Genomic DNA, 18,590 nt, shown 5'->3' with positions numbered 1-18,590 from the left:
CCGTCTCCTGTTTATTATTTCAGGTTCTTGCTGACGATCGTAGCCATCTCATCGGCGGTGGTGATGACCTTGGAATTCATTTCGTAGGCGCGCTGCGCGGAGATCAGGTCGGTGATCTCCCGGACGGCGTCGACGTTCGAACTCTCCAGATAGCCCTGCTTCAGATAACCGAAGCCTGGATCCTCGGGAGCTGCCACGATCGGTTCGCCGGATGCGGCGGTCTGCGCAAACAGGTTGTCGCCGAGCGGCTGCAAGCCGGCCTCGTTGACGAAGTTGGCGGTGGTGAGCTGGCCGATCTCGGTGAAATCCGGGGAATTGCCGATGCGGACCATGACCTGGCCTGTGCGGGTGATCTTGGTTTCGCTAACATCTGCCGGGAAAGTGATGTTCGGCACGACCGCATAACCGTCGATCGTGACCAGCTGGCCGTCGGCGTTCTTGTTGAAGGCGCCGGCGCGGCTGTAGAGCGTCTGGCCATCCGGGGTCTGGATCTGATACCAGCCGCGGCCGACGATCGCCACGTCGAGATCGTTCTCGGTGTGGGTCAGCTCACCCTGGGTGTGGATGTTGCGGACAGCCGAGGTCTGCACGCCGAGACCGATGTTGGCGCCTTCCGGCACGATCGCCTGGTTGGCGCGGTTCGGCACGCCCTGGGCACGCTCGCTTTGATAGAGAAGATCGGAAAACTCGGCGCGGGCGCGCTTGTAACCGGTCGTGTTGATGTTCGCGATATTGTTCGCGATGACTTCGAGATTGGTCTGCTGGGCATCCATGCCCGTTGCTGCGACGGAAAGCGCTCTCATGTCTTCGTCCTCAAACTCTAGATCTGCATTTTCGTGACTTCGAGATAGGCGGAGACGATCTTGTCGCGCAGCGCCATGGCGGTCTGGAGCGACTGCTGCGCTTCAAGAACCGCATCTACGACTTCACGGGTATTGGCCTTGCCCTGGATGGCCTTGAACGACATCGATTCCGCGCCCTTCAGGCTGTTCATCGTGTCCGTCGCCATGTTGGCCATGACGCTGCCGAAATCCATGCCGGTATTCTGGCCGGGCGTCGTCGCGATGCCGCCGGCGAGCATGGAGCTGCTTGCGGAACCGACCTCGTCGAGGCCGTTGGTCAGCGAGAGAGAGCTAAGGTTTTGAATCTTGTCGATCATTGTCCGGCCTTCAGAAGGTCAATCGTCGCTGCGATCAGTTCGCGCGTCTGCTTGATGGTCTGGATGTTTGCGTCATAGGAACGATTGGCTTCGCGCATGTCGGCCATCTCGATCAGCATGTTGACGTTGGGCAGCTTGACCATGCCCTTGGCATCGGCGGCCGGGTGGTCCGGATCATATTCCTCGATGAACTTGGAGCTGTCGTTGCCGAGTTTCTTGACCTCGACCACGTCCACGCCGCTTGCCTTGTCCAACTCGGAGCCGAAGGTGATCGTCTTGCGGCGGTAGGGGTCGGCACCGGGCGTGTCGCCGGTGGAGCGGGCGTTGGCGATGTTTTCGGAAACGATGCGCAGACGTGTCGATTGCGCCTCCATTCCCGATCCAGCGATCTTCAGGGAGGCTGAAAGCGGATCCATTTGCTTACCTCTTAACTAACGTCAGCATCATGCTGTGAAACGATTTCACTAGTCCTGTGCTCAATTCGTATTGGCGTTTGATTTCACCCGTCTTCGTCAGCTCATCGGCCAGCGAGACGGTATTCCCGGATTCCTGGACACCGATTTCCTCGTTCAGCTCCGATGCCTTGATGTCGATCTCATCGCTGAGGTCGTTGCTGGCGAAATGGGCCGGATTGGTGCGGGCCATCGGAACGTGCGTGCGGTCCAGCACCGAATCGAAAGGCGTGATGTCCTTCGCCTTGAACTTCGGCGTGTTGGCATTGGCGATGTTGCCCGCAACAACTTCCTGACGCACCGAAAGCCAATCGGCCTGACGGGATGCCATTTCGAACAACTGAATCGGTTGCATAGGCTTGTCTCCATCTTCTGTCCGGAAACTATGCCAGTAACCTTGCGTCGGACTTACGGGCGAGCACTCCCGCCCGTGTCCTGATAAACTTCTCCGCTGGAAGTAATGATCACCCACTTGCCGCCGCGTTGTTCGAGCGTGGCAAGCTTGCTGTTGTCCGGCAAAACCGAGCCGACTCGGACCATATACATGCCGGAGCCGTCCTCGATGAGCGCGCGGCCGTTGGCGACGTGAAGCAGCCGGAAATTGCCCCGGCCCGGAAAGGGCTGCTCTTCCTGCAGATTGGCGTCCTTGCGCGTTTCGCCGAGGGACGACGTGGTGGCCGTGGTCAGCGCATCCATCGGCTCGACAGGCTTCGGCCAATCGTCCTTGGAACTGTCCGTCATGGCGAGAGGCGATACGGTGACGACCGAGCGGGCGGCGCCCGGGGGCAGATCGCGCGTGCGGCCGAGCGCTTCCGTCCGGATGCCGAACTTGTCGGCGTTCAGGAAGACGTACCAGGGAAAGAAGGCGGAGGCTGCGGCCAGGGTGATGCCCGTCGCGACCAGGATCTTGTCGCCCAACCGCGAGCGAGCCTCTTCCGATTGAGCCGCCGCTTCCTGGTTGTTCTTTTCGCTCATCGAATAATCACCTTCTGGCTATGGCCGACTGCGGATTGCCCTGCCCTGCCGCCGCCCGCAGCGCATTGGCCAGATCCGCGTAAGCGTCGAGCGCCGGCTTTTCCCCCGGCGTCTGCTTCAAGACTTCGTAGATGACCGGCACCTGCTTGATCGCCATGTCGAGATCCGGATCGCTGCCGGCGCGATAACCACCGATCAGGCGCAGGTCGCGGGTCTCCTCATAGCGGTGCACCAGCGATTTCAGGCGCGATACCAGCTTTTCCTGATCCTCGGTCCAGGCCTTGCGGGCAAGACGCGAGATCGAGGAGAGCGGGTTGATCGGCGGATAACGGCCTTCTTCGGCAAGCGAACGCTCGAGAACGATGTGACCGTCGAGAATGCCGCGGGTCGAGTCGGCGATCGGGTCGTTGTGGTTGTCGCCATCGACGAGGATCGAGATGATCGCGGTGATCGTACCCGTTCCTTCGACGCCCGGGCCGGCGCGCTCAAGCAGGCGCGGCAACTCGGTGAAGACGGACGCCGGATAACCGCGGGCGATCGGCGGTTCGCCAGCAGCAACGGCGACCTCGCGAATCGCATGGGCAAAACGGGTGACGCTGTCGGCGATGAACAGGACATTGTCGCCCTGGTCGCGGAAATGTTCGGCGATGGTGATCGCCACCAGCGGGGCCATCTTGCGCAGCATCGGGCTTTCGTCGCTGGTCGCAACGACGGCGATCGATTTCGACATGTGCTCGCCGAGCGTATCCTCGATGAATTCGCGCACTTCGCGGCCGCGTTCGCCGACCAGCGCGATCACCACCTTGTCGAAGGAGTCGGCTCTGGCGAGCATCGAGAGAAGCGTCGACTTGCCGACGCCCGAGCCAGCGAAAATACCGAGACGCTGGCCGAGGCAGAGCGGCGAGAAGATGTCGATCGCCCGGACCCCGGTCCTGAAACCCTTTTCGACGCGGCTGCGTGTCATCGAAGGCGGAGCGGTATTGGCGATCGAACGCGGATGAAGGCCGCGCCCGACCGGACCCTTGCCGTCGATCGGCTCTCCGAGCGAATTGATCGTACGTCCACACCAGCTATTGTCCGGCGCGACACGGAAGGCGCCCTTGCGGATCACCGTATCGCCGATGCCGATCGGCTCGCCGGGTTCGATGGGGCAGACGTAGATGATATCCGGCTCGACGCGGACCACTTCGCCGAGATGGATGCCGGTCGCGCTGCGATGGGCGACGAATTCACCAAGCCGCACGTGTTTCGACAAGCCCGCGACGGTATAATGTCCTGCAGCGATGGTCCTGACATGACCACCGTGGGCGACCGAGAAGGCCGGATCGGCATAGCGCGCCGAAAGACCCGCAAGCTGGGCCAGCTTGCCGCCGTTGACTGCATCGAGGATAGCCGCTTCCATCATGGTGGGCCCTCTTTCCTATCGTTTACGCGTTGGAGCCGCCAAGTGTCTTGATCGCATCGTCCAGCGAGGTCTCGCTGTCTCGCATCAGCGACGAGATGCTTTCGAAAGCGCGATTGACCTGGATCAGCTGGGTCATTTCGCGGATGCCGTTGACGTTGGCCCCTTCGAGGTAACCCTGAACGACGGAGTTCTCGATGCCCTCGAGCACCGGCTGCGGGGTATCGACGGTGATGACGCCGGAGTTGTCGTGGCGGACGAAGCCCTTTGTGACGTCAGCCGTGAACAGACCGAGGCTGGCGACCGGCTGTTCGTTCTGCCGGATGATACCGTCGGAGCCGACAGTCGGAGGGCCGCCGTCGCGGTTGAGCTGGATCGGAGCACCACCGGCATCGAGAACCGCATAACCGCGGATCGAGCGGAGCTGGCCGAGCTCGTCCATCGTGAAGCGGCCGTCGCGGGTCAGCACCTGGCCGGCCGGCGTATCGATCGCGAACCAGGCATTGCCCTTGATGGCGAAGTCCAGCGGGTTGCCCGTGCGCTGCATTTCACCGGTACGGGTCGACAGGTAGTCGTTGCCCTGGGTGACGAAGGCGACCTTTGCACCGATATCGTTCTGGGTCTTGCTCAGGACCTCGTCGAACTTGACCTCCGTGGAACGGAAGCCGACGGTGTTCATGTTGGCCATATTGTCGGCGATCGTGTTCAAGCGACGCTCGAGCGCGATCTGGGAAGAGATGCCGACGTAAAGTCCGGACTGCATATCATTTGCCTCCGAGTTTCAGGTTATTGATCGAGATCAGAAGATCCGTGGAAATTCCGCTCGACGATGGGGAATTGAAGACGGCGAGCGGATCGTAGCTGTCGGTGGGATTGCTGATCTCCCACATGGCCGTGAACCGCTCGAGAAACTTGTTGACCTTGTCCGGGTCCTGGAAATCCGCGATCTTGACCGTGTCTTCGATGTACTTGGCCTGACGGTCGAGGTCGGCGCCGATCATATCGGCCGACATGCCAAGCGCCGTCCGCATGACTTCCGAAAGCGCGTCGTCGGCGAGAACTTCCATGCCGGATTTGATCGTCGGGGCGGTGCGCTCGAAATAAAGCGCCAGCCGGACGCCCATGTTGTCGGCACCCGCATCCTCTTCCAGCGTCTGGCGCTGGAACTTGTCGACGACGCCCTTCTGGGCCTTGTCGAAGGAGGTGGCGGTGGTGCCGAAGGCGGCAAAATTCAGGGATTCGGCGAGCTGCGCATAACGGCTGTCGGAGAGCTGGTTGGCGAAATCCGCCTTGCTATCGGTGCCTTCCGTCAGGACCTTGCGGATGAATGCCTTGGCATAAGCCATGTCCTCGAGACCGTGAGCCTTCAGCGCGTAATTATAGACGCGTGTATCGGCCATGAAGTCGTCGACGGTTTTGATGCTGCCGATCTTGGAGAGATAATATTCACTCTCGCGCGCAACTTCCGGCTTTTCGGCGACGCGCTCCAGCGACTTCGACATGTCACGGCTGATCATTGCGTAGCTGGTATAGGTCGTGATCACGATAGCTCTACCTAAGTCCGCGGAAGCGGCGGACGTCGCTGCGGAGCGGGCAATCCGGTCCGATCGTCGGCAGAACTAGGCCCGAAGACTTGTGCGAAGCTGTTCCGGACCTGCTTTCATTGGCGTCTCAACAGCCAGCCTCACGCAAGCCAGACGCCTTATCCCCAAGACAAACGAAAACGATCGGGCACAGGTACGCGATGAATATTATTATCGGCTTTGTCATCACCGTTGGCTGTATTCTCGGCGGCTTCATGGCCATGGGCGGCCATATCAACGTTCTCATCCAGCCCTTCGAACTGATGATCATCGGCGGCGCCGGTCTCGGCGGCTTTATCATGGCCAACCCGATGAAAGTCGTGAAGGACAGCGGCAAGGCGCTCGGAGAAGCCTTCAAGAACGCGGTGCCGAAAGAGCGCAACTATCTCGACGTTCTCGGCGTACTTTATTCGCTGATGCGCGACCTCAGAACCAAGTCACGCAACGAAATCGAAGCGCATATCGACAACCCGGAGGAATCGCCGATCTTCCAGACCGCTCCGACGGTCCTGAAGAACAAGGAACTGACGGCCTTCATCTGCGACTACGTGCGCCTCATCATCATCGGCAATGCCCGCTCCCACGAAATCGAGGCGCTGATGGACGAAGAAATCAGCACCATGTTCGCCGACAAGATGAAGCCCTATCACGCGATCACCGCGATGGGAGATTCCTTCCCGGCCATCGGCATCGTCGCCGCCGTCCTCGGGGTTATCAAGGCGATGGGCAAGATCAACGAATCGCCGGAAGTTCTCGGCGGCCTCATCGGTGCGGCTCTTGTCGGCACCATGCTCGGCATCTTCCTCTCCTATTCGGTCTGCAACCCGCTGACCTCGCAGATCAAGATCGTCCGCACCAAGCAGCATCGCCTGTATATCATCGTCAAGCAGACCCTGCTTGCCTACATGAACGGCTCCGTGCCGCAGGTCGCGCTCGAATACGGACGCAAGACGATTTCCAACAAAGAACGGCCCTCAATCGACTCAGTCGAGCAGGAAATGATGAATCCTGGTGGAGAAAAGGCGGCATGATGACGTCGAACCAAGCAAACCAATCACCGGCGCCGGGCATGGACCTGGCGCTCCTGGCAAAACTGACCGGAGGTCTCGGCGACAAGAAGACCGTCGAGAAGATCAGCAGCGAATTCGCGCAACTCTATGCGGAATTCCTGCCGGATGTTTTTCACAGTGAAACAGGCATCCGGATCGGCGTCTCCTATGTGAGCTGTACGTCCGGCCTCATGACGGATCTCATCGCCGATCTCGGCGATGGGTTTGCCCTTTCAGACGGATCCCTGCGCAACTGGTCGCCGAACTTCGTGCTCGCTTGCGGCAATGGTTTCGTGATTGCGCTCATGGAACTGATGCTGGGCTCCGCGCTCGAGACGATCGCACAGCCGATCGAACGGCCCCTTTCGGATATCGAACTCGACCTCGCCGTCGTGGTCTTCGAGCGGATCGCCAATGTGTTGCGCTCGGGCGTCAACGCCCAGGGGAGCTTCGAAGCAAGCCTCGAACGGCCCCATAACGCTGAAGACCGCCCGAAGCCGGACGATCTGGTGCGCCCGGAATTCGGCGTCTCCATCCGCATGGCTTTCGAACTCGGTTCGGTCGCCTCCGAATTTGCGCTCGTCATCCCCCAACGCGCCTTCCTGAAGACCAAAGTCACCGCGCCGAAGTCGAAGGCTCAGGCCTCCAAGGCCAAGCAAGACTGGACGGACCGCATGAACGATCAGGTCCGCCGCTCGCATGTGACCCTCGAGGCGCGCATCCGGCTGCAGAAGCTGACGCTCGGCACGATCTCGCGGCTCGCGGCCGGCGACGTGATCGCTTTCCAGGACAAGCGCGATGTCCAGGTTCAGGTCAGCGCGAACGGCCGCGACATGTATTCGTGCGAATTCGGGCGGTCCGGCGAGCGGTATACAGTCCGCGTAAAGGATAACATCAGCACGGACGACGAGATTCTCCAACACCTGATAGGCTAGATCCGCGGCCAGCCTGTTGCCGGCTTTTTTCGCCAAGGCAGGCTGACGCAAGTTTCAACAGGAATAATCACCGCATGGCTACGAAGAAGACACCTCTCACCGATGACGACTCGCTGATGCCGCTCGGCAATGATGCCGATCTGGATCAGGCCATCGACGATTTGCGCGGCGTCTTGAAGACGGATGCCGACGGCGGCGCACCCGATTTCGATGCCGATTTCGGCTCGTCCGCAACCTCCGACTTTTCGGCCGACGCCCCGTCCTTTGGCGGCGGCTTCGAAGCACAGGCCGATACATTCGGCAGCGGCGGTGGCTTCGGTGGCGGTGCCTCGGGCCTTGGCGGAGCAAAAAGCTTCGGCGGCAACGATTTCGGCAGCTCGACATCCAGCAGCGCCGCCTACCAGGAACCGGGCAGCGCGCTCAACGCCAATCTCGACCTGATCATGGACATCCCGATCGACGTCGAGATCGTGCTCGGTACGAGCCGCATGCAGGTGTCGGGCCTGATGACCCTCGAGGAGGGTGCGACGATCGCACTCGACAAGAAGATCGGCGAGCCGGTTGAAATCGTGGTCAACGGACGCCGCATCGGCAAGGGTGAAATCACGGTACTGGAAAACGACGACACGCGTTTCGGCGTGCGACTGACGGAAGTACTGAGCACGAGAAGAACCTGATCCCTGTTTGGGACAGAGAAGGAAGACCATGATGGACTTTGAGGATTTCGGTGGCAGCGCCCTCTCTACGAAACCGTTGTCCAAGGCCGAAAAGGCCGCGGCAGTGCTTTTGGCCATGGGCAAGGGCGTCGCTGGCAAGCTTCTCAAGTATTTCACCCAGGCCGAGCTGCAGAATATCATCGCCTGTGCCCAGAGCCTGCGCGCCATCCCCCCGGACGAACTCCTCGAACTCGTCAACGAGTTTGAGGATCTGTTCACCGAGGGCACCGGCCTCATGGACAATGCCGCGGCGATCGAGGGCATTCTCGAAGCGGGCCTGACGCCAGAGGAAGTAGACGGGCTGCTCGGCCGCCGGGCCGCGTTCGACGACTATCAGGCCAATATCTGGGACCGCCTGCAGGATGCCGATCCGGCATTCGTGGGCAAATTCCTGTCGCGCGAACATCCTCAGACAGTCGCCTACATTCTTTCGCAGATGCCGTCGATCTTTGGCGCCAAGGTCCTTCTCCAGCTTCCCGACAGCCGCCGCGCCGACATCATGAACCGCGCCGTCAACATGAAGGAAGTCAGCCCCAAGGCAGCGCAGATCATCGAGAACCGGGTGATGGAACTGATCGCGGCAATCGAAGCCGAACGCAACTCGAACGGCTCGAACAAGGTCGCCGAGCTGATGAACGAGCTCGAAAAGAGCCAGGTCGATACCCTGCTCAACTCGCTCGAGACGATCAGCAAAGACTCCGTCAACAAGGTCCGCCCGAAGATCTTCCTCTTCGAAGACCTGCTCTATATGCCGCAGCGCAGCCGTGTCATGCTGCTCAACGACGTCGCAGGGGACATTCTCACGATGGCGCTGCGCGGTGCGACCAACGAGATCAAGGAATGTGTTCTCGCGGCGATCAGCCCGCGCCAGCGCCGCATGATCGAAAGCGATCTGGCGGTTCAGAACATGAACCTCAATCCGCGCGAAGTGGCGATTGCCCGCCGCGCTATCGCACAGGAAGCGATCCGGCTCGCCAATTCGGGCCAGATCATGCTCAAGGAAGAAAAGAAGGAAGGCGACAAGCCGGCCGAAGCCGCCTGACCTGCCGATCGAAGCGCCACGAAGGAAACGGAGCGGGGAATTCCCCGCTCCGTTTTCGTTTCGGCCAGCCCTTCGCCGATATTTTCCGGCCACCCACAGTCTTTTTCTCGACTCGATTAGCGGCTAGCAAGCGATGCGGTAACATCGCGGGCGGCGGCGGCCGATTCGTTCGAGCCACGTCCTCGCAACCGGAAGACCGATTGGTTCAAAGCCGTGTCCGACGACGATAAAGACAGTAAAACAGAAAACCCGACCGCCAAACGAATGTCGGAAGCGGCAGACAAGGGTAACGTCCCGGTCTCCCGAGAGGTGCCGCTTTTCGCCTCCATGCTGGCATTCTATGTCTTTCTCGTCTTCTTCCTGCCCTCGAACATCGCAAAAATGGCCGAGACGCTGAAGGACCTTTTCGAGCAGCCGGATCAGTGGCGGCTCGAAAATTCGACGGATGTCGTCTCGCTGAGCGTCCATCTCGGCTGGGCGATCGCGGCGTTCCTCGTTCCGGTGATGCTGCTCTTCATCATTTTCGGGCTTGGCTCGTCGTTCGCGCAGAACATGCCGTCACTGGTCCTCGAGCGCGTGCGTCCGCAGATTTCCCGCGTTTCGCCCACCAAGGGTTTCGGGCGGATTTACAGCGTTCCGGGTTTCGTCGAGTTCGGAAAGTCGATCTTCAAGATCCTGATTGTGGCAGTGATCATGTATTTCGCATTGCGCGGCGATTATCTCTCCTCGCTGGACGCGATGTTCTCTGATCCGCAGGTCATCCTCGTAAAACTGGATGCAGTCATCCGCCGAATGGTGGTCGTTGTCGTCCTGGCGGCGGGGGTACTTGCCGTGGTCGACGTGCTGTGGACGCGCTATCACTGGTACAACGAGCTCAAGATGACCAAGCAGGAGGTCAAGGACGAATACAAGCAGGCGCAAGGCGACCCGATCGTCAAGCAGCGCCAGAAATCGGTCGCGCGCGACCGTGCCCGCCGGCGGATGATCAACAACGTGCCGCGCGCCACCCTCGTGATCGCCAACCCGACTCACTTTGCGGTAGCACTGCGTTACGTGCGCGAGGAGAACGACGCCCCGGTCGTGGTCGCCAAGGGCCAGGACCTGATTGCCCTCAAGATTCGCGAAATCGCCGAGCAAAACGATATCCCCATTTTCGAAGATCCGCCCCTGGCGCGCTCCATGTTTGCGCAAGTCTCGGCGGATAGTGTCATTCCGCCAGTCTTCTACAAGGCTGTGGCAGAACTCGTGCACCGGGTCTACGCTTCCCGGTCGCTCAAAAAACGGACACGCTGAGCGTCATGATGAAATGCACCTACTCCACCGAACGGGAAGAAATCGTTGCACAAGCAATCAGCCCGGTGGCTTCGGAACTTCGCCTGCTCGATGCTGGTGATCTCATCTCACTTCTACGTCTAGAGTGCCACAGCAGCCTTGCCGATCTCGTGTCTTCAGCAGCCGAACTCTATTTTCATCCGGGGACTGTCAGTTTCGGCGCCGGCGGCGACTACAAGCTCGAATGGAACGGCAAGCCGGAAGTCGTCCTCGACCTCGAAATCAAGCCGCGCGGCGTTTCGGTCTATGCGCGCCTGACGCTGGCCGACCAGCTGGCAGCCCTCGAGATCGACCACATTGCATTCCAGGCCCCCTTCGAGGATCCCCACGACAACACAGCCTTCCTGGCAAAAAGCCTCCAGGAAGCCAAGTTCGTGAAGACCAGCAACTCGCAGATTTGAGCCCGTCAGTCCGCCAGGCGAAAAAGACGGTCTTCTTTCTCTGAGCGGATCAGTGGATGTAACCGAGCCTGATCGCCTTGGCGATCGCCTGGATGCGGTTGACCGAATCGAGCTTGATGGTGGCTGAGCCAAGATAGGCGTTGACGGTGTGGACCGAGAGGCCAAGCTTCTCGGCAATCTCTTCGCTGATGCGGCCGTCGCCGGCCAGCTGAAGGCAGGCAATTTCGCGTTCGCTCAGCGATTCCGCCGGCACGCTGCGGCGTTCGTCAAGCGCCAGCAGGTCCATGACCACCTGGCAGCTCCTGACATGCTGGTCGACGATCACATCGCTCACCAATTCCATCGATGTCCCGAAGAAAGCGACGTAACCGTTGCCGAGGGCGCCGAGACGCACGGGGAAAGCGATCCCCGAAAAGGGAACAACACCGGCAGGCAGGCGATGCGTCAAGGGCGAAAACTCGCCCGCATCGGCAAAACTGGTATTCTCCGATCCGTTCCAGATCAGTGGCAGAAGTGACGTCTCGATATGGTCCAGCAGCGCCTCGCCGTAAACACTGATGAGCTGGTTGCTGCTCTCGAGCGCGCCGGCTCCCCAGTTTTCGAGCTCGCAGACAAGCTTGCGCTTGTTCGGCAGGCCGGCGCCGGCAATCCGGAAGACCGCAAAATTCCGCGCCTTAAGGTTCTTCTGCATGGCGACGAGTTTCGGAAAGATGTCCGACCGGCTCGATGCGCGCTGGAGGCGCAGATACTGGATGCTTCCAGGTCCGTCTGCCGTGCCGCTGCGCGAATAACCCATTGAAATTATTTTCCTAAACTAAGTTGTTGCGAACCGCATAGGCAATCGCCTCGGAGCGCGTCTTGGTTGCCGTCTTGCGCATCACGCTGGTGATGTAGTTGTTGATCGTATTGCGGGAGATCCCGAGGATCACGGCGATCTCGTCACTGGTCTTGCCCTCCGCAATCCAGAAGAGACATTCCAGCTCGCGTTCCGTCAGTTCGAAATCACGCTCCGTCCTGGCGTCGGCATTCTCTCCAAAACTAGCGCCGTAGGCGGCGAACAAGCCCACCTCCCTCAATCGTTCCTGCGACAGGATGATGCCATCCAGGAAAAGCAGCATCAGCGAAAACCGCGTCCTGCCGACGCAAAACGTCAGCGCGCAGTACTGCCGGCTGATGTCATCCGGCGGCACGATGTCGTCAGGCAACAAGGCGAAGCTGGGGGTCAGCAGCGAGAGGCATTTTTCCAGTTCGGTGGAACGCGCGTAACCGCTTGCGAGCTCCGAGCCCAAGCGCCGTACGAGATCAAAGGGCCAGTTGGAGGTTACGATGAAATCGAGGCCCTGTTCCTGGATGAGGTCGTAGCGGGCCAGCAGAAAATGAGAAGCGCCGACGTAATCTGCGAGCAGGCGCATGACCGCCTGAATGTTGTTGGAGCCCGCCAAAACCGAAAGACGGCGAACCAATTGCTCACGCGAGAGTCCTCGGGAGCCGGCAGACTCCGCATAGGAGCGCCCCTCCGTCATCTTTTCTACCCCCGACAACTCCATTCGGTACCTGCTCCCCGCCACGTGGCGCACTCATCATGAATGCCCGCATCGCGGCATGTTGCGATTCCCATACAACCCCTCCAGCGCCGAAACGATCCCGGATTAAGCAAATACATCAAGAATACTGGCGGGAGCCGCTTTCCCTCGTCGTAGACACCGGGAGTTTCAGCAGTTCCACCTCTTTGGGACCTCTGGAAGTGATTGAACGAATCAAGGCCATTGTAGGAGACGCTTTACGAATTACCATCGCCTCGACACCGGATTTCCCCAGTTGCGCCATATTCATGCTGATTCGCCTATAGATAAATTAGCCAAGTGTGCGGCGGGGCTGAAAAGAAATGGGCCGGACAAGGTCCGGCCCATCGCGATCATATTTTCGTGATATCCTGTCAGGCTGCCTTTTCGAGTGCCCACTTGCGGAGAATCTTGGCGGCGCGCTCTTCGGAAATTTCGACCATCCGGGCCAGGCGTTTTTCGGGTCCTTCCTTGACACGGCGGTTGAAGCCCTCGTCGTCGCCGCCGCCCAGCATGTCGTTCGAGCTGTCGAAACCAAAGTCGGAGCCGAAACCGTCCATGAGGGCGGGGCTGCCGGTCGTCGGCGAGAAGTCCGGAAGTTCGAGACCTGCACCGTCCGCCGCTTCGCCGGCGACGCCGGTACCGCTGACGGTGCGGATGAGCGGGCGAAGACCGAGCCAGACCACCAGGAAAGCAACCAGGACGAAGGCGAGCGAGTTGATGATGCCTGCGACGTTCCGGCTCAGCATGTCCATCACGCCCGGGCCGCTGGAGGCTTCGCTGAGCAGCTGGTTTTCAAGGAAGTCCATGGCTGTCAACGTGACTATGTCGCCGCGGTTGGCATTAATGCCGGCTGCGGATGCCACGATCTTCTGCATCTCGGCGAGATAGGCATCGACCTTGGCCTGGTCGGCCGGCTCGCCGACCATTTTCGCGATACGACCCTTGTTGACGACGACCGCGACCGAAACCTTCTCGATCTGGTAGCTGTTGCGCGTCGTGGCAACGGTCTTCTGGTTGATTTCGTAGTTGGTCTGCTCTTCCTTCTTGTCGGACTGATCAGACGATTTCGGACCATTCGCCCCACCCGGAGGCGGAGCGGCCTGCGGCACGTTCTGCTCGACGGTGGTGGCGTTGTCGTCCTGGGTCTGCTGCGATTTCGACGCTTCCTTGGTGGTGCGGACCGAACGTTCGACGCGGGAGTTCGGATCGAACACCGTCTCGTTGATCTGCTGGCTGTCCGTGTTCAGGGCCGCCGTGACGCTGGAGCGGAAGTTGTCCATGCCGAGGAAAGGCGCCAGCGCCTTGTCGATATTGTTTTCGATTTCCTGCTGAACGTTCTGGACGATGCTCAGCGACTTGTTCATTTCGCTGCCGCCGTATTCGTCGCCGGATGCGAGCAACTGACCGGCGGAATCCAGAATGGTCACGTCGTCGACGTCGAGGCCGGGGACTGCGGAAGCGACAAGGTGGCGAATGGACGAGGCGGCCTTGCGCCCCGTCGTCGAACTGGCCCGGATCATCACCGATGCCGTAGGTTTCTGCTCACCCCTGCGGAAGTTGCCGACATCCGGCATGACGATATGAACGCGGGCGGCGTTGACGCCGTTGATCTGCTGGATCGACCGGCCGATCTCACCTTCCAGGGCGCGAACGCGAGTGACTTCCTGCATGAAGGAGGTCAGCCCGAGCGAACCGACATTGTCGAAGAGTTCGTAACCGGCGTTGGTGCTGTTCGGCAGGCCCCGCTCGGCCAGCAGAAGCCGCGCCTTGCTCGTCGAGCCGGCAGGAACCTGAAGGCTCGAACCGTCCGTACCGATCTGGAAGGACATGTTGGCTTCGGCCAGCGCGATGCTGACCTGGTTGAGGTCAGCCGTATCAAGGCCGACATAGAGCGTCTCGTAAGCCGGCTTGTTAACGAAGAGGGCCGCAGCAATGACGATCGCAATTGAAACGACGCCGACAGCGCCTAAAGCAATAAGTCGCGTCTGGCCTAAACCGGCCAGATTTTTAAGGACTTGTGAAAATTGAGCCAACAGATTCATTCTGTTCCCACATCGCCAACCAGGTATTCGAGCCTATGCTCAATCGCACCCTAGGAAGCGAAGCTTGTGCGAGCGTTTCGCGGGCGTACGGTTTTTGGCGATTGTCGATGAGATCGTGAGACTGGCGGCTGCCGGGCCGTCATGGCCGAAGCATGCAATCAGAAGAAATCGAAATCGCCGGCTGCCTTGCTCAAAGGCTGGGAATGGCCGTGGCGCATGCCATTGGCGAGTGCCTTCTGCATGTCGGCAAGCTTGACGAGATTGAGGGCGGTCGAGACATCGACCATCCATTCGTTGGGGATGCCGCCGGTGATCGTGTCGACGAATTCTGCAAGGCCCCGCGTCTTCTGGACGGCAAGGTCGATGCCCTGCAGGACTTTCAAACTATCCGGCGACTGCAGGATCGTTTCGCCGCCGAGCTCCAGAAGCTGCGGCTCGACCCGTTCGATCAGGTATGCGACGTCATGAAGCTCCGAGACCAGACGCATCAAGACTTCTGGAAGAGATTCCTCAAAGGGAGCGATTGGCGTCTTGACGATGTCGTTCATGGCTTCTTTCGCCCCGAGAAATGACTTCTTTAAAAGAACTCGATTGAGCTCTCGACCGACTTCGGCGGCGTGCGCACCGGACGCTCCTCCATAGCCACCGTCCGTTGAGTTTCGGCGCCGGTCAGCGGATACTGACGAGCCCGGCCGCTCACGGGCCAGAACTCCAGCTTGCGCCCGTGTTCGCCGCCCGTTGAGGAACCGACCACCGGAATGCCTTCGTCCTTTAGAAATTGCATCGCAAATGCGGCATTCTGTTCGCCGACATTCGAAAAGCTGGCAATCGTCTTGGCGCCGCCGAAAATCTTCGCTTCCAACCGGTCTCGCCGGGCACCCTGCTTCAAAAGTCCGTTGATCAGCAGTTCCATCAGATGCACGCCATAACGCGTTGCATCGCCGCCCGAGGTCATGGAGCCGCCGGAGCCCGGAAGCAGGAAGTGGTTCATGCCGCCGATACCGGCGACAGGATCGCGAAGACAAGCAGCCACGCATGAGCCCAGAATCGTCGAGAGGACAGCATTCGGGTCGTTCAGGACCTTAAACTCCCCCTGGATGATATGGACACGCCTGACTGCAGCGGCGTCATTCATTTCAATGCTCCAAACACCGCTTCAATAGCGGCCTTCATCTTTTCGATCGTAAACGGCTTGGCGAGAACGTTGTTGGCGCCGAGTTGAGCCGCCTTCTGAACCAGGGCGCGATCACCCTGAGCCGTCAGGATGATGAACGCGGCCTTCTTGGTGTTCGGATTGGCGCGAACGGCCTGAAGGAAACCGATCCCGTCCATTTTCGGCATGTTGAAATCCGAAATGACGAGATGGTGCGGCTGTTCGGCCATGATCTTCATGCCCTGCTCGCCATCGCCGGCAGACGTGATCTGTTTGAAGCCGAGCTGTGTCAGGGCGTCGCTGAGCAGCAGGCGGCTGGTGACCTGATCGTCAACGATCAGAACTTTGATTTTTTCAGCGATAGACATTTATTCGGTACCTTCTTTTCGGGCGGCAGTTAGTTTCAACACTTCTTCTCCAATGGCGCCTAGCGGCAGTTGCTGCTCGACGGCTCCCATTTCATGGGCAACCCTCGGCATGCCGTAGACCACACACGTCTTTTCGTTCTGCCCGATCGTGCGTGCGCCCGCGCTACGCATTCTGAGCAAACCTGCAGCTCCGTCGCGGCCCATGCCCGTCAGGATGACCCCGACCGCATTGCGACCTGCCAAGTCCGCGACCGAGTCGAAAAGGACGTCCACTGAGGGCCTGTGGCCGTTTACCGGCTCCCTTTCGATCAGCCGGCAACATGGCGCCGACGGATTGACCACCTGCAGGTGCCGTTCGCCACCGGGCGCCAGATAGATCCTGCCGATCTCCAGCCGCGCGCCGTCGCTAGCTTCCTGCACCACAGGAGCGCAGATACGATTAAGCCGTTCAGCAAAACTTTTGGTAAACGTGGAAGGCATATGTTGAGTAATTACAGTCGGTGGGCAGTTTTGTGGGAACTTTTGCAGCACCGCGATGAGAGCTTCGACACCCCCGGTTGACGACCCTATGGCCACAACCTTTCTACCTACCCGGTACTCGGCCGCGGGAGAGGCGGCGATGACCGGAGCCGGCCCATTCCGGCGGGGTCCCGACCGGGCTGCGGCCTTCACCTTTTCAGCAAGATCAATGAACGGGCGAATATCGCCAGGGGCCGGCTTTCCGACGCAATCGAAGGCGCCGATCTCGAGAGCGGCCAGCGTCGCATTGGCGCCTTGATGGGTCATGGCCGAGACCATGATTACCGGCATCGGACGCAGACGCATGATCTTTTCGAGGAATTCCAGCCCGTTCATATTGGGCATCTCGATATCGAGAGTAACGACATCGGGATTGAGCTGTTTGATCGCGACGCGCGCTTCCAGCGCATCGCCGGCCTGGCCGACGACATTCACTTCCGGATCGGAATTGAGGACGGCCGTGATCAGGCCGCGCATGGTGGGTGAATCGTCAACGACGAGAACCCGTGCCGGAGCGCTCATGCTTTCCTCCCTGCGTTCTTACCGGCATAACGATAGGTGGTGATGCCGATGTTATCGAACAGGTTTTTCGCGTCGCCAGAGACGCGCTCGGAATGGCCGATGTAAAGATGTCCGCCTTCAGGCAGGAGCGATGCAAAGCGCGACCAGATCTTCATCTGCGTCGGTTCGTCGAAATAGATGACGACGTTGCGGCAGAAGATGACGTCGAAATTGCCCTTGAAGGGCCACTGCGCCATCAGGTTCAGCTCGTTGAAGGTGATCAGCTTCTTGACGCGGTCATCGATCTGGAACCTGCGGCGACCGCCGGCATCAACCTCGCGGAACCACTGCTTGCGCATGGCCGGCGTCATGGTCTCGAGGGCGTTCTCGTCGTAGACGCCGGCGCGGGCTGCAGCCAGGATCTTCGGATCGATATCGGTCGCCAGGATTCGGAAGTCGAGATCGGCCGCATTGGGAAGCAGCGACAGTACGGTCAGCGCAATGGAATACGGTTCCTGTCCGTCCGAACAGGCAGCCGACCAGATGCGAACACGACCGCCGCTCTTGGCGCGGTTGATCAACCCCGGCAAAACCTCGTCGCGCAGGTGTTCGAAGTGATGGTTCTCGCGGAAGAAACGAGTGAAGTTGGTCGTCAGATGCGACAGCATCTCGCGGCGGGCGGCGGTACCCTCGGGCGAGGCCACCAGAACGCAATAGTCCTTGAACCCGCGCAGCCCCAAAGCCCGGATATGCTTCGAAAGACGGGAATAGACGAGAGAGGCCTTGGAATCGTTGAGATAGATTCCGGCATCCGAGTAGATCATCGCCGAAATGTCGGTGAGGTCACGACGCGTCAGCGGATATTCTCCGCTTGCAAGGACCTCATCCGGTGACTGCCGGCTTTCGATGGCGCCCAAAGGCTTCATGCAACTTCGCTTTCCTTGTCCGGGAAGAGGGCGTCCAACTCGATCATGCAGATCATCCGCTTATCGATGGCGAGAATCCCCCGGGCGTATAGTCTCTCCAGATCGGAGGAGACTTCCGGTACTGGCTGGATATTCTCGTCGGTAATCGTAAGGATATCGGAAACGGCTTCGACGAGGAGACCAACAACTTTGGTCTTCATCTGCGCCACGATGATCACATGGCGGGCTGTCGGCTCGGCATCCTTCATGCCAAGCCTGGCCGAAAGGTCGATGATCGGCAGAACCGCGCCGCGAAGATTGATGACACCCATGACGTAGGCGGGCGCATGCGGCAGCGGTGTCGCCTGGGTCCATCCGCGAATTTCGCGGACGGACATGATGTTCACGCAAAATTCCTGATCGCTGATGCGAAAAGCGATCAGCTCCTTGCTTCCCTGGACCAGATTCTTCACGGCATACGACATATGAAC

The 18,590-nt window shown here is 59.8% G+C and carries 23 protein-coding genes; 6 read left to right on the top strand and 17 right to left on the bottom strand.

The genetic code is table 11. The features are described 5' to 3' along the window. Nucleotides 1–14: 14 nt before the first annotated feature. From flgG to J2857_RS13325, 8 genes are read right to left on the bottom strand one after another with little or no spacing between them, the layout of a single operon-like run. Complete coding sequence (gene flgG, locus J2857_RS13360) at nt 15–803, bottom strand: flagellar basal-body rod protein FlgG (RefSeq protein ID WP_037087082.1); 789 nt, start codon at nt 801–803, stop codon at nt 15–17. A gap of 17 nt (nt 804–820) precedes the next feature. Continuing rightward, a complete protein-coding gene (locus tag J2857_RS13355) occupies nt 821–1,159 on the bottom strand; it encodes a flagellar hook-basal body complex protein FliE (protein ID WP_210010632.1) in 339 nt (112 codons plus the stop codon). Next, the gene (gene flgC, locus J2857_RS13350) at nt 1,156–1,575 is read right to left on the bottom strand and encodes a flagellar basal body rod protein FlgC (protein ID WP_210010631.1); all 420 of its coding nucleotides are present in this window, start codon (nt 1,573–1,575) and stop codon (nt 1,156–1,158) included. Before flgC ends, J2857_RS13355 begins: the two co-directional genes overlap by 4 nt. 4 nt (nt 1,576–1,579) lie before the next feature. After that, on the bottom strand, nt 1,580–1,966 hold the full coding sequence (flgB, locus tag J2857_RS13345; RefSeq protein WP_046630686.1) for a flagellar basal body rod protein FlgB: 387 nt from the start codon (nt 1,964–1,966) through the stop codon (nt 1,580–1,582). 53 nt (nt 1,967–2,019) lie between these two features. After that, nucleotides 2,020–2,586, bottom strand: a complete 567-nt coding sequence (locus J2857_RS13340; protein WP_037087088.1) for a hypothetical protein — start codon at nt 2,584–2,586, stop codon at nt 2,020–2,022. A gap of 7 nt (nt 2,587–2,593) precedes the next feature. Beyond that, nucleotides 2,594–3,991: a flagellar protein export ATPase FliI gene (gene fliI / locus J2857_RS13335; protein WP_210010630.1), complete on the bottom strand. Its 1,398-nt coding sequence runs from the start codon at nt 3,989–3,991 to the stop codon at nt 2,594–2,596. A 22-nt stretch (nt 3,992–4,013) separates the two neighbouring features. Continuing rightward, the gene (flgF, locus tag J2857_RS13330; protein ID WP_037087090.1) at nt 4,014–4,751 is read right to left on the bottom strand and encodes a flagellar basal-body rod protein FlgF; all 738 of its coding nucleotides are present in this window, start codon (nt 4,749–4,751) and stop codon (nt 4,014–4,016) included. 1 nt (nt 4,752) lies between these two features. Then, complete coding sequence (locus J2857_RS13325) at nt 4,753–5,532, bottom strand: DUF1217 domain-containing protein (protein WP_210010629.1); 780 nt, start codon at nt 5,530–5,532, stop codon at nt 4,753–4,755. Nucleotides 5,533–5,732: 200 nt separating this feature from the next. Here J2857_RS13325 and motA point away from each other — a divergent pair, with 200 nt between their 5' ends. From motA to J2857_RS13295, 6 genes are all read left to right on the top strand, one after another. Beyond that, a complete protein-coding gene (motA, locus tag J2857_RS13320; protein WP_210010628.1) occupies nt 5,733–6,602 on the top strand; it encodes a flagellar motor stator protein MotA in 870 nt (289 codons plus the stop codon). Continuing rightward, the gene (locus J2857_RS13315; protein WP_210011670.1) at nt 6,602–7,555 is read left to right on the top strand and encodes a FliM/FliN family flagellar motor switch protein; all 954 of its coding nucleotides are present in this window, start codon (nt 6,602–6,604) and stop codon (nt 7,553–7,555) included. The genes motA and J2857_RS13315 overlap by 1 nt, the downstream gene beginning before the upstream one ends. 74 nt (nt 7,556–7,629) lie before the next feature. After that, entirely contained in the window at nt 7,630–8,232 is a 603-nt protein-coding gene (gene fliN, locus J2857_RS13310; RefSeq protein WP_210010627.1) for a flagellar motor switch protein FliN, read from the top strand. Between the two features lie 28 nt (nt 8,233–8,260). Further along, the gene (gene fliG / locus J2857_RS13305; protein ID WP_037087096.1) at nt 8,261–9,313 is read left to right on the top strand and encodes a flagellar motor switch protein FliG; all 1,053 of its coding nucleotides are present in this window, start codon (nt 8,261–8,263) and stop codon (nt 9,311–9,313) included. A gap of 213 nt (nt 9,314–9,526) precedes the next feature. Further along, nucleotides 9,527–10,606 (top strand): flagellar biosynthesis protein FlhB, encoded by a 1,080-nt coding sequence (gene flhB, locus J2857_RS13300; RefSeq protein WP_210010626.1) that lies wholly within the window; start codon nt 9,527–9,529, stop codon nt 10,604–10,606. Between the two features lie 5 nt (nt 10,607–10,611). After that, a complete protein-coding gene (locus J2857_RS13295; RefSeq protein ID WP_210010625.1) occupies nt 10,612–11,046 on the top strand; it encodes a hypothetical protein in 435 nt (144 codons plus the stop codon). 49 nt (nt 11,047–11,095) lie between these two features. On the opposite strand, the gene visR is transcribed toward J2857_RS13295, so the two are convergent. From visR to J2857_RS13250, 9 genes are all read right to left on the bottom strand, one after another. After that, nucleotides 11,096–11,842, bottom strand: coding sequence for a transcriptional regulator VisR (visR, locus tag J2857_RS13290; protein WP_210010624.1), 747 nt, complete (start codon nt 11,840–11,842; stop codon nt 11,096–11,098). Nucleotides 11,843–11,855: 13 nt separating this feature from the next. Then, nucleotides 11,856–12,569 (bottom strand): transcriptional regulator VisN, encoded by a 714-nt coding sequence (gene visN, locus J2857_RS13285; RefSeq protein WP_245282687.1) that lies wholly within the window; start codon nt 12,567–12,569, stop codon nt 11,856–11,858. Nucleotides 12,570–12,982: 413 nt separating this feature from the next. Beyond that, nucleotides 12,983–14,653 carry a flagellar basal-body MS-ring/collar protein FliF gene (fliF, locus tag J2857_RS13280; protein ID WP_210010623.1) on the bottom strand — a complete coding sequence of 557 codons (1,671 nt, stop codon included), beginning with the start codon at nt 14,651–14,653 and terminating at the stop codon, nt 12,983–12,985. A gap of 158 nt (nt 14,654–14,811) precedes the next feature. Next, on the bottom strand, nt 14,812–15,201 hold the full coding sequence (cheT, locus tag J2857_RS13275; RefSeq protein ID WP_210010622.1) for a chemotaxis protein CheT: 390 nt from the start codon (nt 15,199–15,201) through the stop codon (nt 14,812–14,814). A 29-nt stretch (nt 15,202–15,230) separates the two neighbouring features. Continuing rightward, the gene (cheD, locus tag J2857_RS13270; RefSeq protein ID WP_210010621.1) at nt 15,231–15,788 is read right to left on the bottom strand and encodes a chemoreceptor glutamine deamidase CheD; all 558 of its coding nucleotides are present in this window, start codon (nt 15,786–15,788) and stop codon (nt 15,231–15,233) included. Continuing rightward, complete coding sequence (locus tag J2857_RS13265; protein ID WP_046630657.1) at nt 15,785–16,174, bottom strand: response regulator; 390 nt, start codon at nt 16,172–16,174, stop codon at nt 15,785–15,787. The genes cheD and J2857_RS13265 overlap by 4 nt, the downstream gene beginning before the upstream one ends. Beyond that, nucleotides 16,175–17,215: a protein-glutamate O-methylesterase CheB gene (gene cheB / locus J2857_RS13260; RefSeq protein WP_210010620.1), complete on the bottom strand. Its 1,041-nt coding sequence runs from the start codon at nt 17,213–17,215 to the stop codon at nt 16,175–16,177. Next, nucleotides 17,212–18,120 carry a protein-glutamate O-methyltransferase CheR gene (gene cheR, locus J2857_RS13255; protein WP_210010619.1) on the bottom strand — a complete coding sequence of 303 codons (909 nt, stop codon included), beginning with the start codon at nt 18,118–18,120 and terminating at the stop codon, nt 17,212–17,214. The genes cheB and cheR overlap by 4 nt, the downstream gene beginning before the upstream one ends. Then, entirely contained in the window at nt 18,117–18,584 is a 468-nt protein-coding gene (locus J2857_RS13250) for a chemotaxis protein CheW (RefSeq protein WP_210010618.1), read from the bottom strand. Before J2857_RS13250 ends, cheR begins: the two co-directional genes overlap by 4 nt. Between the last annotated feature and the right edge of the window lie 6 nt (nt 18,585–18,590).

Origin of the sequence: Neorhizobium galegae, from assembly GCF_017877055.1 — a bacterium.
GTDB classification, from domain to species: domain Bacteria; phylum Pseudomonadota; class Alphaproteobacteria; order Rhizobiales; family Rhizobiaceae; genus Neorhizobium; species Neorhizobium galegae_D.
Note: the sequence above shows the minus strand (reverse complement) of the source record. Positions and strands in the feature narration are given on the sequence as shown.

Excerpts from the sequence above, each read along its gene's own strand:
- flgG (WP_037087082.1), bottom strand. The coding sequence starts at position 803 with ATGAGAGCGCTTTCCGTCGCAGCAACGGGCATGGATGCCCAGCAGACC.
- J2857_RS13355 (WP_210010632.1), bottom strand. The coding sequence starts at position 1,159 with ATGATCGACAAGATTCAAAACCTTAGCTCTCTCTCGCTGACCAACGGC.
- flgC (WP_210010631.1), bottom strand. The coding sequence starts at position 1,575 with ATGGATCCGCTTTCAGCCTCCCTGAAGATCGCTGGATCGGGAATGGAG.
- flgB (WP_046630686.1), bottom strand. The coding sequence starts at position 1,966 with ATGCAACCGATTCAGTTGTTCGAAATGGCATCCCGTCAGGCCGATTGG.
- J2857_RS13340 (WP_037087088.1), bottom strand. The coding sequence starts at position 2,586 with ATGAGCGAAAAGAACAACCAGGAAGCGGCGGCTCAATCGGAAGAGGCT.
- fliI (WP_210010630.1), bottom strand. The coding sequence starts at position 3,991 with ATGATGGAAGCGGCTATCCTCGATGCAGTCAACGGCGGCAAGCTGGCC.
- flgF (WP_037087090.1), bottom strand. The coding sequence starts at position 4,751 with ATGCAGTCCGGACTTTACGTCGGCATCTCTTCCCAGATCGCGCTCGAG.
- motA (WP_210010628.1), top strand. The coding sequence starts at position 5,733 with ATGAATATTATTATCGGCTTTGTCATCACCGTTGGCTGTATTCTCGGC.
- J2857_RS13315 (WP_210011670.1), top strand. The coding sequence starts at position 6,602 with ATGACGTCGAACCAAGCAAACCAATCACCGGCGCCGGGCATGGACCTG.
- fliN (WP_210010627.1), top strand. The coding sequence starts at position 7,630 with ATGGCTACGAAGAAGACACCTCTCACCGATGACGACTCGCTGATGCCG.
- fliG (WP_037087096.1), top strand. The coding sequence starts at position 8,261 with ATGATGGACTTTGAGGATTTCGGTGGCAGCGCCCTCTCTACGAAACCG.
- J2857_RS13295 (WP_210010625.1), top strand. The coding sequence starts at position 10,612 with ATGATGAAATGCACCTACTCCACCGAACGGGAAGAAATCGTTGCACAA.
- visR (WP_210010624.1), bottom strand. The coding sequence starts at position 11,842 with ATGGGTTATTCGCGCAGCGGCACGGCAGACGGACCTGGAAGCATCCAG.
- visN (WP_245282687.1), bottom strand. The coding sequence starts at position 12,569 with ATGACGGAGGGGCGCTCCTATGCGGAGTCTGCCGGCTCCCGAGGACTC.
- fliF (WP_210010623.1), bottom strand. The coding sequence starts at position 14,653 with ATGAATCTGTTGGCTCAATTTTCACAAGTCCTTAAAAATCTGGCCGGT.
- cheT (WP_210010622.1), bottom strand. The coding sequence starts at position 15,201 with ATGAACGACATCGTCAAGACGCCAATCGCTCCCTTTGAGGAATCTCTT.
- cheD (WP_210010621.1), bottom strand. The coding sequence starts at position 15,788 with ATGAATGACGCCGCTGCAGTCAGGCGTGTCCATATCATCCAGGGGGAG.
- J2857_RS13265 (WP_046630657.1), bottom strand. The coding sequence starts at position 16,174 with ATGTCTATCGCTGAAAAAATCAAAGTTCTGATCGTTGACGATCAGGTC.
- cheB (WP_210010620.1), bottom strand. The coding sequence starts at position 17,215 with ATGAGCGCTCCGGCACGGGTTCTCGTCGTTGACGATTCACCCACCATG.
- cheR (WP_210010619.1), bottom strand. The coding sequence starts at position 18,120 with ATGAAGCCTTTGGGCGCCATCGAAAGCCGGCAGTCACCGGATGAGGTC.
- J2857_RS13250 (WP_210010618.1), bottom strand. The coding sequence starts at position 18,584 with ATGTCGTATGCCGTGAAGAATCTGGTCCAGGGAAGCAAGGAGCTGATC.